At 60.0% G+C, this 16,160-nt stretch carries 11 protein-coding genes; 7 read left to right on the top strand and 4 right to left on the bottom strand.

Annotated features, from left to right (window positions below):
* Positions 1 to 14: 14 nt before the first annotated feature.
* The 3 genes from HU730_RS07090 to HU730_RS07100 are packed head-to-tail and all read left to right on the top strand — an operon-like array spanning position 15 to position 4,170.
* Entirely contained in the window at positions 15 to 980 is a 966-nt protein-coding gene (locus HU730_RS07090) for a cytochrome c peroxidase (protein WP_186526473.1), read from the top strand.
* Positions 977 to 2,794 carry a DAHL domain-containing protein gene (locus HU730_RS07095; RefSeq protein WP_186526472.1) on the top strand — a complete coding sequence of 606 codons (1,818 nt, stop codon included), beginning with the start codon at positions 977 to 979 and terminating at the stop codon, positions 2,792 to 2,794. Before HU730_RS07090 ends, HU730_RS07095 begins: the two co-directional genes overlap by 4 nt.
* The gene (locus tag HU730_RS07100; protein WP_034126441.1) at positions 2,791 to 4,170 is read left to right on the top strand and encodes an ATP-binding protein; all 1,380 of its coding nucleotides are present in this window, start codon (positions 2,791 to 2,793) and stop codon (positions 4,168 to 4,170) included. The genes HU730_RS07095 and HU730_RS07100 overlap by 4 nt, the downstream gene beginning before the upstream one ends.
* A gap of 20 nt (positions 4,171 to 4,190) precedes the next feature.
* Here the strand turns inward: HU730_RS07100 and HU730_RS07105 are convergent, their stop codons facing one another.
* Complete coding sequence (locus HU730_RS07105) at positions 4,191 to 4,463, bottom strand: type B 50S ribosomal protein L31 (RefSeq protein WP_034126440.1); 273 nt, start codon at positions 4,461 to 4,463, stop codon at positions 4,191 to 4,193.
* 161 nt (positions 4,464 to 4,624) lie between these two features.
* Entirely contained in the window at positions 4,625 to 5,503 is an 879-nt protein-coding gene (locus HU730_RS07110; protein ID WP_052199946.1) for a hypothetical protein, read from the bottom strand.
* A 256-nt stretch (positions 5,504 to 5,759) separates the two neighbouring features.
* Here HU730_RS07110 and HU730_RS07115 point away from each other — a divergent pair, with 256 nt between their 5' ends.
* The 4 genes from HU730_RS07115 (at position 5,760) to HU730_RS07130 (ending at position 9,290) form a co-directional block, all read left to right on the top strand.
* Positions 5,760 to 7,379: an FMN-binding glutamate synthase family protein gene (locus HU730_RS07115; protein ID WP_034126439.1), complete on the top strand. Its 1,620-nt coding sequence runs from the start codon at positions 5,760 to 5,762 to the stop codon at positions 7,377 to 7,379.
* Between the two features lie 12 nt (positions 7,380 to 7,391).
* The gene (locus HU730_RS07120; RefSeq protein ID WP_054897692.1) at positions 7,392 to 7,676 is read left to right on the top strand and encodes a putative quinol monooxygenase; all 285 of its coding nucleotides are present in this window, start codon (positions 7,392 to 7,394) and stop codon (positions 7,674 to 7,676) included.
* Positions 7,677 to 7,737: 61 nt separating this feature from the next.
* A complete protein-coding gene (locus tag HU730_RS07125; RefSeq protein WP_186526471.1) occupies positions 7,738 to 8,034 on the top strand; it encodes a cupin domain-containing protein in 297 nt (98 codons plus the stop codon).
* Between the two features lie 125 nt (positions 8,035 to 8,159).
* Entirely contained in the window at positions 8,160 to 9,290 is a 1,131-nt protein-coding gene (locus HU730_RS07130; protein WP_034126436.1) for an OpgC domain-containing protein, read from the top strand.
* A gap of 334 nt (positions 9,291 to 9,624) precedes the next feature.
* Here the strand turns inward: HU730_RS07130 and HU730_RS07135 are convergent, their stop codons facing one another.
* Positions 9,625 to 11,043 carry an amino acid permease gene (locus HU730_RS07135; protein WP_034126435.1) on the bottom strand — a complete coding sequence of 473 codons (1,419 nt, stop codon included), beginning with the start codon at positions 11,041 to 11,043 and terminating at the stop codon, positions 9,625 to 9,627.
* A 376-nt stretch (positions 11,044 to 11,419) separates the two neighbouring features.
* A complete protein-coding gene (locus tag HU730_RS07140) occupies positions 11,420 to 16,000 on the bottom strand; it encodes a hypothetical protein (protein ID WP_186526470.1) in 4,581 nt (1,526 codons plus the stop codon).
* Positions 16,001 to 16,160 lie beyond the last annotated feature (160 nt).

Genomic DNA, 16,160 nt, shown 5'->3' on the forward strand with positions numbered 1-16,160 from the left:
CAAGGAGTGCTCGCTTGAGCAATGTCGTAAACCACCGTTCCGGCCTGATGTTCGCGTTATGCCTGGGCACTGCATCGCTGTCAGCCGCGCCGCTGGACGAAGCGCTCAAGCCCTTGCCGGTGATGCCAGTACTGGACCCGGCCAAGGTTGAGTTGGGTCGCCAGTTGTTCAATGAGCCGCGCTTGTCGGTCAACAACACCTTGTCCTGCGCGAGCTGTCACCAACTGACCAGCGGCGGCGTCGACAACAAGCCATTCTCCATTGGCTTTGACGGCAAACCGGTGCAGATCAATACCCCTTCCGTATTCAATGCCAGCCTGAACTTCAAACAGTTCTGGAACGGTCGGGTGGACACGCTGCAGGCCCAGGTCGAGCAGGTGGTGATCAGCCCGGTGGAAATGGGCAGTGACTGGAATACCGTGGTGCGCAACCTGTCCGCCCTGCCCGCCTACCAGAACGCGTTCAAACAGGCCTATCCCGATGGCGTCACCGCTTCCAATGTGCAAAACGCCCTGGCCACCTACGAGCGTACGCTGCTGACACCCAATTCGCGGTTTGACCAATACTTGCTGGGCAACACCGATATCCTGACCCGCCAGGAAAAATACGGCTACCAACGCTTCAAGGATTACGGCTGCATTGCCTGTCACCAGGGCGTGAACATTGGCGGCAATATGTTCCAGAAATTCGGCGTGATGGGCGATTACTTCAAGGCCCGCGGCAACCCGCTGGAATCGGACCTGGGGCGCTACCTGCTGACCCAGGATGAAGAAGACCGCCATGTGTTCAAGGTGCCCAGCCTGCGCAATGTGGCCGTCACGGCGCCGTACTTCCACGACGCCTCGGCCAAGACCCTTGAAGAGGCGGTTGACGTGATGTTCAAGTACCAGTTGGGGCGCAACCCGTCCCAGGAAGACAAGGACCTGATTATCCAGTTTCTCAAGACCCTGACCGGCGAATGGGCGGGCAAGCCGTTATGAGACCCTTGTCACGCCGACGCACCAGCCAAATCCTGCTAGGCCTCATCACCCTGTTCCTGGCCTCCACCCTGGTGTTTTTGTACCTCAAGTCTTCACGCGACCAGACAGCCACTTATACCCAGTCGCGCGACTTGATCCGCCAACTCCAGCAGCTCAATGCTCAGTGGGACAGCGAAGTGCTCAAGGCCCGCATCGCGATCACCCACAACTACGACCCACTGGTCACGCCGCTGACCGAAATGACCCGTATCGGCGCTGAACTGGAAAGCCGCGACACCTACCACAGCGCTGCCGACCTGCCCGGTTGGCAAGCCAGCCATGCGGAGTACCTGACGGCCATCGAGGAAAAAGCCCGGCTCGTCGACCAGTTCAAATCCCACAACGCAGTGCTGCGTAACTCATTGGCTTTTTTACCGACGGCCGAAGACGACATCCAGGCCCAATTCAACAGCATGACCGACGAAGGCCGCCTGCAACTGCAAAGCGTGGCCACCGACACTTACGACCTGCTGCTCAGCAGCCTGGAGTTCGCCCAAGTCACCAGCGACGAACGTGCCGCCGATATCCTGGTGGGCCTGGGCAAGCTGGCCATCAACCAACAGAGCCTGCCCAGCGAGTTCCAGGCACCGGTGGAGATCCTCAGCAATCATATTTCGCTGATCCTGCGCGAACAGCCACTGGTCAACAGCCTGCTCGAGCGGATTGCCGCCGTGCCGGTGGCCGAACACCTCGATGACCTGACCACTCACCTCAATCAGGACCAGCAGGCTACGGACCTCATCGATCATCAGTACCATCGCTACCTGCTGATCTTCTCGACCTTGCTGGTGGTGCTGCTGCTTTCCCTGGCGGTGCGCCTTTTGCGCAGTTTCGCCGAGATCAACCGCGTCAACCGAGCGTTGCAGGCCGCCAACGAAACCCTGGAACAACGAGTGGAACGGCGCACGCAACAGCTCAAGGATGCCCAGAGCGAGCTGATGAACAGCGCCCGCCAGGCCGGCATGGCGGAGATCGCCACCAACGTGCTGCACAACGTCGGTAACGTGCTCAACAGTGTGAACATCTCTGCCGACCTGGTCAGCCGCAAGCTGCGCAGCAGCAAGGCACTCGGCCTGGGCAAGGCCATGCAACTGATCAACGCTCACCAAGGCGACCTGGGCACCTTCCTTACCGAGGATGAAAAGGGCAAGTTGCTGCCGGGCTATCTGAACCAGTTGGTCGAAGCGATTGCCATCGAACAGCAAGGCATGAGCGATGAGCTGGCGCAGTTGAGCAAAAGCGTGGACCACATCAAGGACATCGTCTCAACCCAGCAATCCTATGCGGGTGCGTCTACCTTGCTGGAGCCGGTCAATATCAGCGCCTTGATGGACGACGCCCTGCGCATGAACGCCGGCGCGCTGAGCCGTCACCATGTCACTGTTGTGAAGGCGTACGCCCCGGTGCCGGAGATCTTGGCGGACAAGCACAGGTTATTGCTGATCATGGTCAACCTGATCAGCAACGCCAAATACGCCATGGACAAACTGTCTGAGCGGCCACGGCAAATCACCCTGGCGGTGGAATCGGTAGGCGACGAGACCCTGAAGATCAGTGTGAAGGACGATGGCGAAGGCATACCGCCCGAGAACATGGCACGCATCTTCACCCACGGTTTTACCACCCGCAAGGAGGGCCACGGTTTCGGCCTGCACAGCTGCGCCCTGGCCGCCGTGGAAATGAACGGCCAGCTCAGCGCCCACAGCGACGGGCCGGGCCTTGGCGCCGTCTTCACCTTGACCATCCCCATGACCCTTGCCGGAAGCAGCTCATGAACCAACCTCCCAACCGGCGCATCCTGCTGATCGATGACACACCGTCTATTCATGAGGATTTTCGCAAGATCCTGATGCCCGACGAAGCCTCAACCGAAGCGCTGGATGAGATGGAGTCGGCACTGTTTGGCGACACCGCCAAACCTCAAATCCAGGCATTCGAACTGCACGGCGCGTATGGCGGCGAGGAAGGCCTGGGCTTGCTGACCAGCGCCATGGCGCAACAGCGCCCCTATGCCTTGGCCTTCGTTGACATGCGCATGCCCCAGGGTTGGGACGGCGCCAAGACCATTGAAGAACTGTGGAAAGTCGCCCCCGACCTGCAAGTGGTGGTGTGCACCGCCTACTCGGACTATTCCTGGGATGACCTGTTGTTTCGCCTGCACGCCCACGACCGCCTGCTGATCCTGAAAAAGCCGTTCGACAACATAGAAGTCCAGCAAATGGCCAACACCCTGGCCAACAAATGGGACATGGCGCGCCGCGCCTCCTTGCAAACCTCGCAGCTGGAGCGGTTGGTGGAAGAGCGCACCCAAGCGCTGCAACTGGAAATTGAAGAGCGCAAGCATCTGGAAAGCCAACTGGTGCAGTCGGAAAAACTCGCCTCGCTGGGGCAACTCGCGGCCGGCGTCGCCCATGAGATCAACAACCCCGTGGGCTTTATTTCCTCCAACCTCAGCACCCTCGACAGTTACTTCAAGCAGCTGCAACAGATGCTCGATGCCTACCAGCGCAGCGAAGCGCACATCGGGGCGCCAGAACATCGCGAACCGCTCATGGCATTGCGCAACGAGCTGGACCTGGATTTTCTCAAGGACGACATTCCGATCCTGATCCGCGAATCCAAGGAAGGCATCGGCCGCGTGGTGCAGATCGTCAAGGACCTGAAGAACTTTTCACGGGTGGATAACGACCAGACCTGGCAATTCGCGAACCTGCAGCAAGGCATCGATTCGACGCTGAACATCGTCGCCAGCGAACTCAAGTACAAGGCCGATGTGGTCAAGCACTACACGCCGCTGCCAGAAATCGAGTGCCTGGCTTCGCAACTCAACCAGGTGGTGATGAATCTGGTGATCAACGCCGCACAAGCCATGGGCCCTGAGCGCGGCACCATCACCATCAGCAACGGGGTGGACGGCGAGAACGTGTGGCTGGAAGTCGCAGACAACGGCTGTGGGATTGCCCCCGACACCGTGCAGAAGATTTTCGACCCGTTCTTCACCACCAAGCCTGTGGGCGAAGGTACCGGGCTGGGTTTGTCGTTGTCTTACGGGATCGTCAAGAAACACCGTGGCGATATCAGCGTCAGCAGTGAGGTGGGCAAGGGTACGAAGTTTCGGGTAGTGCTGCCGATTCGGCAGACGGCGGCGTAGGGCACGCCGCCGAATCATGCTCATGCGTCAGCTTTTTTCGGGCTCGACCCAAACGATGCAAAACGCTTGTTGAACCCGGCAATCCGGCCTTCGGCCTGGGTCTTGCGCTGCTGGCCGGTGTAGACCGGGTGCGAGGCGCTGGAGACGTCCAGGGGGATGTAGGGATAGGTGTTGCCGTCGCTGTGTTTCTGGGTGCGATCACTGTCGGCGGTGGAACCGATGAGGAAGAACACATCGGCGGCGGTGTCGTGGAACAGCACGGTGCGGTAGTCGGGGTGGATACCAGCTTTCATGAGGCCTCCGGGGCGTCTGGGTGCGGTTGATTTGTTATACAGTAACACAACACCGAACATCCAAACGAGAACCTCTTGCAATAAAGGTAGAGCGCGAGGAGCTATGGGGCCTTCTGGAAATCCGTTTCCTGGGGCGTCCAACCATTGAAAACCAAACTGGCTTAACTGCTGATCTTATCCAGTGCTGACTGGGCCTCATTCGGCTTGGCTTCGTTGTTCTTCACAGCATTGATATACCCTTTAACGACGCCGACAAGATCTCCTCTCGTAGCGCTGGCGAGCGCTTCATCGAAACCATCAGCCCGAGTTTTGTCAAAACCCGCCTTGGCCCCTTTGATAGCTCCGATCACTCCCGGTTCCGAATCGCCAATACCTAGAAGAATGTTGCTGAGTCCAGGGATAAACCGGGTTCTCTTTCCAGCCTCGCCGGCAGCCCATTGCACGTTATCTTTGTTGGTGCCGTCCTTCCTGACATGGGTGTCGCTGGTACTATCCAGACGGTGATGCTCACGCAAGGCTAAATAACCCTGCTCCGTAAAGTCTTTCCACACGCCTGCAGGTGTACCGTGCCGAGCGTCGCCGCTATGGGTAATGCCTTCAAGGTCGCCATTGCCGTGGGCCTTGCCTCGGTGTTCTCCGTCAGCCGATAAGGACGTATCGATATAGTTGAGCACCCGCGCAGCGTTGAAGGCTGCATCAGCCCGTGCGTCCGGGTCTTTGTTGTTGCTCGTCCAATCCCCAAGAAGTTTGTAAGCCAATGAGCGATTGATATCTTTTTGATGACCCAGTTTTTTGAGGATCGGATTATCGTTGATGATTTGTTCGGCGGTGCGGTTATCACCCGGTGGGCGGCCTGTGGCGATCTCCGGCTTTCGGCTCACATCCTGCTCAGGTTTTTCGATGCCTTCAATGCGTTTGTGTTCTTGGGCGACTTGCTCCCGTAGCGGGCCGGTTAACTGGCTTTTATTCCAATCGTGGCTGGAGGGGGCAGAATTCCAGACATTGGAAAAAACATTCGCTACCGCTATCGATGTCGTCATAGGTAAGTCACTCGTTTTGGTCGTTATAAACTCCCTCTTGATAAAGTGTCCTTACTTCACAGCGCCCGGTCACAACCAGACACTCAATGAATGGTGACGGGGCAGCAATACGTTCCTGATCAAGCTGATAGTTTTTTTGTCGGTACAAATACGCAGAGGCTCAAATAGCTGACTGGACGATCAATCCTTGTCCGTGCTTTGTCGATAGGTGCAGAATGGTTAATCGACCTGAAGAGTCCGAACCCAAGGAAACCGTATGAGCCTGTCCTTGTTAAGCCGCTACGCCTTCTTTGCTGTGTGCGTCATTTTCACCCTCGCCAGCCTCCCCTTTATCGAACATGAATGGCTGTGGCCGATCACGCTGGTAACCGGCGTACTCAGCCTGATCGGCATTGTCGACCTGCTGCAAAGCCCCCATGCGGTGCGTCGCAACTATCCGATCCTGGGCAATATCCGTTACCTGGTAGAAACCATCCGCCCGGAAATCCGCCAGTACCTGCTGGAGTCCGACAGCGACGCCCTGCCCTTCTCCCGCGCCCAGCGCTCGCTGGTGTATTCGCGCGCCAAGAACGAAACGGCAGACAAACCCTTCGGCACCCTGATTGACGTGTACCAGTCAGGCTTCGAATTTATCGGCCACTCCATGCGCCCTGCGCCACTGAGCGACCCCAGCAGTTTTCGCGTGATGGTCGGCGGCCCGCAGTGCACACAGCCGTACTCGGCGTCGGTGTTCAATATTTCGGCCATGAGCTTCGGCTCATTGAGCGCCAACGCGATCCGTGCGCTCAACCACGGCGCCAAGCTCGGCAACTTTGCCCACGATACCGGCGAAGGCAGCATCAGCCCCTATCACCGAGAAAACGGCGGCGACCTTACCTGGGAACTGGGCAGCGGTTACTTCGGCTGCCGCACCAGCGACGGCCGTTTCGACCCCGAACGCTTCGCCGTGCAGGCTCAGAACCCGCAAGTGCGCATGATCGAAATCAAGATGAGTCAAGGCGCCAAGCCCGGCCATGGCGGGATTTTGCCCAAGCACAAGGTCACCCAGGAAATCGCCGACACCCGCGGCATCATGATGGGTGAAGACTGCATCTCGCCGTCGCGTCACAGCGCGTTTTCCACGCCGATCGAGCTGATGCAGTTCATCGCTCAGTTGCGCGAACTGTCCGGCGGCAAACCTGTGGGCTTCAAGTTCTGCTTAGGCCATCCGTGGGAATTCATGGGCATCGCCAAGGCCATGCTCGAAACCGGCATTCTTCCGGACTTTATCGTGGTGGACGGCAAGGAAGGCGGTACCGGTGCCGCGCCGGTGGAATTCACCGACCATATCGGCGTACCGCTGCGCGAAGGCCTGCTGTTCGTGCATAACACCCTGGTGGGCCTAAACCTGCGCGACAAGATCAAGCTCGGCGCCAGCGGCAAGATTGTCAGCGCGTTCGACATCGCCAGCGTCCTGGCCATCGGCGCCGACTGGGCCAACTCGGCGCGTGGTTTCATGTTCGCCATTGGCTGCATTCAGTCGCAGTCATGCCACACCAACAAATGCCCGACTGGCGTCGCCACCCAAGACCCGCTGCGCCAACGCGCGCTGGTGGTGCCGGACAAGGCCCAGCGCGTGTTCAACTTCCACCGCAACACGCTGCACGCTTTGGCAGAAATGCTCGCCGCCGCCGGGCTGGAGCATCCGTCGCAGTTGTCGGCCAAGCATTTGGTACGTCGGATGTCGGCGACGGAGATCAAGCTGTTCTCTCAGTTGCATGTGTTTCTCAAGCCTGGGGAGTTGCTCACCGGTGAAGTGAATGGCGAGTTCTATTCGCGCATGTGGCAGATGGCGCGGGCGGACAGTTTCGAGCCTCATGAAACCGCAGCAGCCTGAAGGACGCCTGCCATGCTGAAAGTCATCGCTGAAGACTTCATCAAGCCGGAACACCTGGAAACCGTGCGCCCTTGGTACGCTGAACTGGTGGAAAAAACCCGCCAGGAACCGCTGTGCATCGCCTACGATTTGTTCATCGATCAAAAAGACCCCGGGCACTTCATTTTTATCGAGCAATGGCCAGATCAAGCGGCGCTGGATGCGCACTGCCAGACCGAGCACTTCACCCGGTTGGTGCCCCAGATCAATGAGCATCAAGCCAAGCCGTGCCGGGTCTTGTTGATGGACATTTTCTGACAAGACCCACCGCCTGCTGAACCGGACCACCGACGGCATCGTTGAAAACAAGGAGATTCACATGCCGTTACTGGACTTCGCCGCAATCGCCGCGCAACTGCCCGACAGTTGGACATCCACACGCCTGGGCCAGGTTGGCCCGGCGCGGATCAAAGTGCTGCGCATGGATGAACAGACGTACGAGGAAGAAACCCACGACTACAACGAAGGGTTGTTGGTGATCAGTGGGTACTTGCACCTGCGCATCGGTGATAAAGCCATCAGGGTGGACGCCGGCCAGATGTACCTGGTGGAAGCCGGCACTGCCCACGGTGTGCTCGCCGGCAGCCAGGGCACCCTGGTGATCATTGATCTCTAGAGACATTCAGTAATACCCAGCCTTTGCAATTGCTTACAAATACCGCCAACCTCCGCCCGCCCGACGTGCGGCGACGCCCGCGCTCACCTATCGTCATTAAACAACTTGTTCAAGAGCCCGCTGCCATGCTGAACGGACGCGACCCGCGCATCGACTTTTTTCGGGGCCTGGCGTTGATCTTCATTTTCTGGGATCACGTGCCTCACAACCCCCTCGCCAACATCACCGTGCAGAACTTCGGGTTCAGTGACGCCGCGGAAATCTTCGTGTTCCTGGCCGGCTACGCAGCCGTGCTGGCCTACGGCAAGATTCTGCAGCGCGAGGGCTATCTCTTCGCCTGCCTGAAAATCCTGCGTCGGGTGTGGACACTCTACGTGGCGCATATTTTCCTGTTGGCGCTGTTGATGGGCATCGTGATTTTCGCCAACAGCCATATCGAGACTCGCGACCTGGTGCAGGAAATGGGCCTGGGGTATTTTCTCAGCGATACCCAACAGGCCTTGATGGATGAGTTGCTGCTGCGCTTCAAGCCCAACCTCACCGACCCGTTGCCGTTGTACATCGTGCTGATTCTGAGCCTGCCGCTCACCCTGCCACTGCTGGTGTATGTGCCCAACGTGATGGTGGCGATCTCGGTGGCGGTGTACCTGCTGGCGCCCTGGCAGGGCTGGAATTTGCCCGCGAGCAACGGCGGAGTGTGGTACTTCAACCCCATCACCTGGCAATGCTTGTTCATCCTCGGCGGCGCAGCCGCGTTGCGCTCACCCAGCCGCGCCGAAGCGCGGCCGTTGCTGCGCCAACCCTTGTTCGTGGCCGCTGCGCTCTACGTGTTGGTGACTTGTGTGATCACCCTGTCGTGGCGCTGGCCCGAGGTGCATGACGCCTGGATGCCACGCGTAATTGGCGAATGGCTGTACCCCATCAGCAAGACCGACCTGTCCCCGGTGCGCCTGCTGCACTTCCTGGCATTGGCCTACGTCACCGCCAAATTGCTCCCCGACGTCGGCTGGACGCAGCAGTGGCTGGCCCTGCAATTGGCGAGGATGGGGCGTTACTCCCTGGAAGTGTTTTGCCTGGGCGTGGTGCTGGCGCCACTGGCCGACATGCTCAATGCCATGGCCGGCGACAGCCTGGCGATCAAGTTATCCACGGCCTTGGCGGGCGCTGTGTTGATGGGCTTATTGGCGGCATGGCTGGACCTGAACAAGCGCCTGGACCAACGCTACGCCAGCCGCGCCGTCGTCACGACTACATAGTTAGCGACGCCGCCGGACACCAGGATGGCAACTGAACCACCGCTTTCGCAGGCAAGCCAGCTCCCACATTGGTCGTGTATTGCCCACAGGATCAACGCCCGGCACAGATCCCCTGTGGGAGCGGGCTTGCCCGCGAAAGCGGAGTGTCAGTCACTGACTTTTTAACTGCACCACCGCTATCGCAGGCAAGCCAGCTCCCACATTGGTTGGGTATTGCCCACAGGATCAACGCCCGGCACAGATCCCCCTGTGGGAGCGGGCTTGCTCGCGAAGGCTGCGGGCCAGTCAATTAATCTGCAACTGAACCACCGCTATCGCAGGCAAGCCCGCACATTTAAACGGAGCGGGTCGCGCTGCTATTGGCGACGGCGGGCTGCAACTTGAATACGTAGTACAACACGGTCAACAGCACCAGGAACGCAGGCCCGACATACAGCGCCACACGGGTCTCCGGGAAGTACGCCATCAGGCCCACCACCAGCACCAGGAACGCCAGCGCCAGGTAGGAGCTGACCGGGTACAGCCACATGCGGTACTTGAGGGCCGCCTGCTCCGCCGGGCTCAGGCCTTTGCGGAATTTGAGCTGGGCCAGCAGGATCATCAGCCAGGTCCAGATCGCGCCGAAGGTGGCGATGGAGGTCACCCATACGAACACCTGGTCCGGCACCAGGTAGTTGAGCAGTACGCCCAATAACAAGGCAAAGATCGACAACAGCAAGGCCTTGCGTGGCACGCCGTTACTGGAGGTGGTGCCGAACGTCGCCGGCGCCTGGCCGTTCTGCGCCAGGCTGTAGAGCATACGCCCGGTGCTGAAGATGCCGCCGTTGCAGGACGACAGCGCGGCGGTGATCACCACGAAGTTGATGATACCCGCGGCAGTCTTGATGCCCAGACGCTCGAAGGTCATCACGAACGGGCTGCCCTGGGTGCCGATTTCATTCCACGGGTAGATCGACAGGATCACGAACAGCGCGCCCACGTAGAACAGCAGGATGCGCCAGAACACCGAGCCGATGGCGCTGGGAATGGTCTTCTGCGGGTTACGCGCTTCACCGGCGGTAAGGCCGATCATCTCGACGCCCAGGTAGGCGAACATCACCATTTGCAGGGACATCAACACGCCCTGCACACCATTGGGCATGAAGCCGCCATGGGTCCACAGGTTGGAAATGCCCAACGCCACGCCGTCATTGCCGAAACCGAAGGCGATGATACCGACGCCACCGATCACCATTGCAATGATGGTGACGATCTTGATCAGCGCGAACCAGAACTCGAACTCACCGAACGCCTTGACCGCGATCAGGTTGATGGTGCCCATGCTGATCAGCGCCGCCAGTGCCCAGATCCAGCGTGGCGTGTCGGGGAACCAGACCCCCATGTACACCGCCACCGCGGTAATTTCTGCGACGCAGGTCACCAGCCACAGGAACCAGTAGTTCCAACCGGTGAGAAAGCCTGCCAATGGACCGAGGTAATCCTGCGCATAGCGGCTGAACGAACCGGCCACCGGGTTGTGCACGGCCATCTCTCCGAGGGCGCGCATGATCACCAGGATCGCCAGGCCGCCAATGATGTAGGAGAGCATGATCGCCGGGCCGGCCATTTCGATGGCCTTGGCCGACCCCAGGAACAGCCCCACACCGATACACGCGCCGAGCGCCATCAGGCGGATATGCCGTTCGCCGAGTTCGCGTTTGAGCGGGCCGCCTTGAGCGGTCTCGCCAGGGGGCAGTGGTTTGCCGACAGGCATAGGAATACAACCTCATTTTGTTATTGGATTTAGCCACCGAGCCTGGGCGTATCCGCGGATGGGCTGATACACCGGCTGGACCGGACTCGCCTCATGGGCAAATCCGCCTGGTGCGACTCACGCGCACAGGTCAGCGGGCGTGCAGTATAAAAAGCTAACGTCAGGTCTTTTCACTCAATAAACAGGGAAATTTGGCGATAAGCCCCGAGAAAAACCGATTGGACGGTGCAAGCACCAAGCGTCTAGATCGGCCTTCCCGGCGCAAAACGGCGCAGAGTATTGCATAACCGGTCAGGATCGGGACACCTGGGGGCAAGCACATGATGGCGCGGTTCTGCACCCCGAGGCCGTTCAAATGTGGGAGCCGGCGTGCCGTTCAGTCCACACTGAAAAACAAACGTCTGGCCAGCAGCCGGGAAATGCTCGCACGGTCGATGTCCAGGGTTTGCTGCACGCGCCCGGTCTGGCCGCTGCGCATTCGGGCGAACGCCTGGGCTTCAGCTTCGGCCTGGGCCTGGCGCCCCAGTCGCTGCTGCTCGGGGCTTTTGATGTGGGCGGCGGTGTAGTGATCGTCCGGGCCCAGGCGGGTTCCATAGTGAAAGTGCGCGTAACACAGCGGCTGCGCCGTTTGCGCATCCTGCACAACATAGACTTGCAGAAAATCCACGGTTTTACCCTTGAGGCGTACGCGGGCACCTTGTCGCTGGATGCGCACCTCATTGAGCGCGTGCAGGAAATCGACATCTTCGGCCCGCGTCAGCTTGAGTTTGCTGGCCCGGACACGCGCCTCGACACCCGCCGCCTCCAGGCGCGTCGCCGCGGCCCGCAAGTCGCTGGCCCGCACCCTGGCGTTGGCCTGCTGGGTGGCGGCCAGCCGTGACACGTCCAGGCTGCGTAATTTTCTGTCGATATCCGCCGCCACCATACGCCGACTGTTGGCTTGCGCCACCAACAGGGCTTGCAGGGATTCGGGCTCACACCTGTCCGACATGCCTTGCACCTTCGCAATCGCGTTGTCGACGCCTGCCAACAGCCGCAGGCCCTTGTTCACCAGCGCTCCCAGTTGCGGGTTGGCCGTACGGGGTTTGGCCGGCGGTTCCACCGCTTCCCATACGCCGTCGTCGGCCTCGGTGAAGGTGGCGATCACACTGCCCTTGTCGTCCACCAGCTCTGCGGTGCCGGTCGGGCCTTTGACCCGGGCCACATACACATCGCGGTTGCGCGTGCGGATGATCTTTTTTTGCCGCGAGCCTGCTGCCTCTGCCTTGACCGACACCACGCCGGGGGCGGTGTCCAGCAGGTCAGCCAGTTGCTCCTCAACCTGACGGTGCAGGCCAGACAGCAACGTCTGGAGTTTTTGCAGATTGGCCAAGTCAAAGGTGTCCGGCGCCATGGCGCGCCAGAACTGAATGTGGTCGTCGGTGAGCGCATAGATGCGCCCCAGGCTTTTGAGCACTTCTACACGTTCTTCCCGCGCGATGGAAAGATGCTCCAGGTCCGCCAGGGAGCGGCTGGCCCAGCGGGCACGATTGATCACCTGGTTCAAGCTGTCAAAAAACTCCGCCTCCAGCGGTGGGCCTTCGATATCAATGGTGATGCCCCACAGTGTGGTCACTTGCAACGCTTGCAAATCCAGGACCGAAGGCCTTTCAGCCAAGTCATTTTGCAGCTCGCGGGCCTTGTTGCGCCCAAGCCGCGGCACTGCCCTGAGTTGGTCAATATAGGTTTTTTCCAGCGTGCGCCAGCGAATCGCCGCCTCCTCGGCTGCCACTTGCTCACGCATGTTGCGGTCCAGGTCAGCATGGGCCTGGCGATTAAGATCGGAGCCGGCTTCGTCCTCACTCTCATCTTGCAGGACATCGAGCAGAGGGCGGATGCGCGCATTGATCTGCAGCATCTGCTCACGCGTGTCGGCATCCAGTAATTGCAGGCCCAGAATCAGTGATTCCAGCACTTCACAAAGTTCTTCTTCATACCGAGGCCGTGGCTTGATCGCACGCAAACGCATCAGCAATTGCAGCTCTTGTTGCGAGGACGTCACCTTATTCTGCATTTCCTTGCGGTAGCGTTCCTCAAGTTGCGCCAACTGTGCCTCGGTAACCTTGCCCTTTGATTCGCGCGCTAGCTTACGCGCCACGATCATGGCTGCACCGGCCCTGTCACGTGCGCGCCCAGCATCACGATATTGCTGTTCAAGGCTCGGCTCGGACACTTCAAGTGCCTGCAGTTCGGCTTCGAGCGCGGAATCGGCATTGCCCCCTGGCAAGTGCAATCGCGCATCAAAATCCCAATACCCGTCACCCAAGGATTTCAACCAGGGACCTTTCTCGCGGCCATCGGCGCTGACGACCCGCACCGCATTGGCCTCGTCCACCACCCGATACACGTGCCCGCGTACCAAGGCATGCCATTGCGGTGGTGAAAAGGAAGTGTCATAGACCAAACCCTGGCGCGGGCCGCTTTGCTCGGCGTTGCTCCATTCTCCGGAGAAAACCCTGAGGCTCAGGCGGCGTGCCCGAGCATTCTGCGCGGTGGTCAGGTCTTTACGCGCATTACTCCAACGGATCGGGGTGTGGAACATTGCAGGCACGGGGACACGAACGGGCACCGACGCGGCGGGCTCGGCGTGTGCCAACGGCGCAAAGACGGGGTGCTCCAGTTGCAGCGCCTGATGGGGGGCGTGGGGCGTGGCCTGGTGCGCAAGAATTGCCATCAGGTTGCTCAGTACATCCGTAACGGCTTTGTTCCTGGCCTGTTCATCGTCGCTGGCCAGGGCCTGAATATCCTGCTGCAGGCTGTCGACCAATTGCACCAACCATCCGCCCAATTGCAACGGCCCGCTGGTCAACGGCAGAACACTGGCAAACAACAGCCAACCTACCTCTTTCATATGGGCCCAGCGTTGTTCGGCGTTCGATACCGATTGCCGGTCAGCCAGGGCAACCAGAGCCTTTGCCGTGCCGTTGAACACCAGGGTGCAGGGGCCTTGCGTGCCCAACTGCTTGTGCAGTTGCGCCGCCGGCGGTTTGTCATACACGCCGAACTCATCGCCAGGCAAAAAGCGACGGATATGCGGTTCATTGAAACCGCCGTTGGCGTAGACCGCCTGGCGTGCCGGAGCGATCCAGGTCAACACGCTGTCCTGTAATGGGCCTGGCGCCTTGATGGCCTCGAACAACGCGTGGATCGACGCGTACTCCTGCAACATCGGTTCGAGCAATGGCCGGTACAGCAGATGCACGCCCGCCTGCCCGGCCCTTGGGCCAATGATGAAGTGCGCGGTCACCTCATCGGCGTCAGCAGCCGCCGAAGCCTTGAACGCCAGCGGCCACAGCGCCATTGCCTGGTCCTGTACCGTACGATCGGCCAGGCGCGATTGCAGCGCAGCCTGCACGCGCCTGAAGCCATCCAGCGTCAGGCCGTGCTCGTCCTTGATCTTCAGTTCCAACGCCAGCATCGGCAACTGCACGCGTAATTGGCGCTTGAACAACTGCAAGCGCCGAGCGTTTTCGGTTGGATCATCCAACAGCTTTCTTTTCAACAAAGCCGGGTAAGCCTGGCCGACGTCAGCCGTTTGCACACACCCGCTGAGCAGGTCGTAAGTCAACCAACCGGGCGCCGGGGCGTCGTTCAACGTGATGCTGGTGACGGTGTGAGGGAACCCGGCCAGGTTTTCCAGCGCCAGTTCGGTCAGGCTTACGGTGATCAGGTCGACTTCACCCGCTATGAAACCTCCCGGCACCGGCACTGCGGCGGCAATCACCCGTTTAAAGGTCAGCTGAACATCGGCAGGCAGCACTTTGCGCGCCGCTGGTTGAGCGTGCAGGCAAGTTTTGAGCGCGTCATCGGCAAACTGACGGATCGAGTCGATACCGTCGAGATACTGTTTTCCGCCATTTTGCTCGCGGGCCACCACCAGCGCCTGGAGCAGGCGCGCATAGGCGATGCTGTCTTGCTCGTCGGCGTGAGCCAGCCACAGCGGCATGGCGCTGCGCAGCGCTTGCTGACGTGCGCCCAGGCTGGCGACGAACCAGCGTCGCGGATCGGTGATGTAGTCGAGCAACGCCTGATGCTGCCCCGGTGCAAGTGCCAGGTTGCGGTCGATCCGGTCGATGTCGCGCAGTTGACGTGCCAGGTAGCTCGCGGCCAGGGCGTCGAACGGATCGCTGTCAACGTCCTCGGCAAACCATTGCTCTACGCGCGCGCCCTCAGCAAAAGCCGGCAACCATGCAGCGATTTCGTCCTCCTCGCGCAGCGGGTGCAGGCCACTGGCCGGGCTGAACAGCAAGCGCTGTTGTCCGTGAATAAGGACCAGCACCGGCAGCATCTCGACGGGCGGCCCCGCCAGGTAAACCGCCTGCACCCGCAATGCATCGCCGTGGGCGCTCCACTCGTTATCCGGGCGAATCGGATGCAGCAGGGTTTTGGGGAACAGTGTGGCGAATTGCTCCTCGCTGTATCCCGGCGGCTTGGGTGAGTCATATAGCAGTGTCAGCAGGTCATCCGACAGGTAGCCCCAGCGCGTCATGTTCACCGGCAGCTCTTCAGACCACCAGGCTTGCAGGCGTTTCACATAGGTCCTCCACAGCAGTGCGCCGCAACGGTTGATCAGCCGTTCCAGTTCAACCAGGCTCGGGCCACCTTCCACAAACACCTCGCGCACCCGTTGGGCGACCACGTGATAGTCCGCCACCAGCAACACCGGGCCGGCGAGGGCCAGGCGTTGCAGCAGCCACTCGGACAAGGCCTGGTAAACGAGGCTACCGTCAGTGTCGGCGGGCGCAGCGATATAAATCAGACCGGCCTGCCATTTGTGTTCAGCAAAATGCTGGTCAAGGTAGGCCTGGGCGCTTTCTTGCGCTACCGCCAGCAATGACGGCGGCTCGCGAAACAACGTTTCGATTTGCTCGCTCGTGATGAGGTGCTGTGAGTCGGCTGGAGGGGTGGAAGCGGTCATGTTGATACTCTGAGGGCAGTTAAAATCAAACGCTAACCGCCGCCGAGCGACCCGCTGGCCTAGACAATTAACGCCTGCCATGACGCGCTGTGTGCTGCCCCGTCGACAAACTTCATGGGCAAGGCAATTCGCGTCTACGCTTCAGACAAGTCCGATCAAT

This window comes from Pseudomonas sp. SWRI22 (assembly GCF_014268395.2).
In the GTDB taxonomy this organism is placed as follows: Bacteria; Pseudomonadota; Gammaproteobacteria; order Pseudomonadales; family Pseudomonadaceae; genus Aquipseudomonas; species Aquipseudomonas paracarnis.

Excerpts from the sequence above, each read along its gene's own strand:
- HU730_RS07095 (WP_186526472.1), top strand. The coding sequence starts at position 977 with ATGAGACCCTTGTCACGCCGACGCACCAGCCAAATCCTGCTAGGCCTC.
- HU730_RS07100 (WP_034126441.1), top strand. The coding sequence starts at position 2,791 with ATGAACCAACCTCCCAACCGGCGCATCCTGCTGATCGATGACACACCG.
- HU730_RS07105 (WP_034126440.1), bottom strand. The coding sequence starts at position 4,463 with ATGAAAGCTGGTATCCACCCCGACTACCGCACCGTGCTGTTCCACGAC.
- HU730_RS07110 (WP_052199946.1), bottom strand. The coding sequence starts at position 5,503 with ATGACGACATCGATAGCGGTAGCGAATGTTTTTTCCAATGTCTGGAAT.
- HU730_RS07115 (WP_034126439.1), top strand. The coding sequence starts at position 5,760 with ATGAGCCTGTCCTTGTTAAGCCGCTACGCCTTCTTTGCTGTGTGCGTC.
- HU730_RS07120 (WP_054897692.1), top strand. The coding sequence starts at position 7,392 with ATGCTGAAAGTCATCGCTGAAGACTTCATCAAGCCGGAACACCTGGAA.
- HU730_RS07125 (WP_186526471.1), top strand. The coding sequence starts at position 7,738 with ATGCCGTTACTGGACTTCGCCGCAATCGCCGCGCAACTGCCCGACAGT.
- HU730_RS07130 (WP_034126436.1), top strand. The coding sequence starts at position 8,160 with ATGCTGAACGGACGCGACCCGCGCATCGACTTTTTTCGGGGCCTGGCG.
- HU730_RS07135 (WP_034126435.1), bottom strand. The coding sequence starts at position 11,043 with ATGCCTGTCGGCAAACCACTGCCCCCTGGCGAGACCGCTCAAGGCGGC.
- HU730_RS07140 (WP_186526470.1), bottom strand. The coding sequence starts at position 16,000 with ATGACCGCTTCCACCCCTCCAGCCGACTCACAGCACCTCATCACGAGC.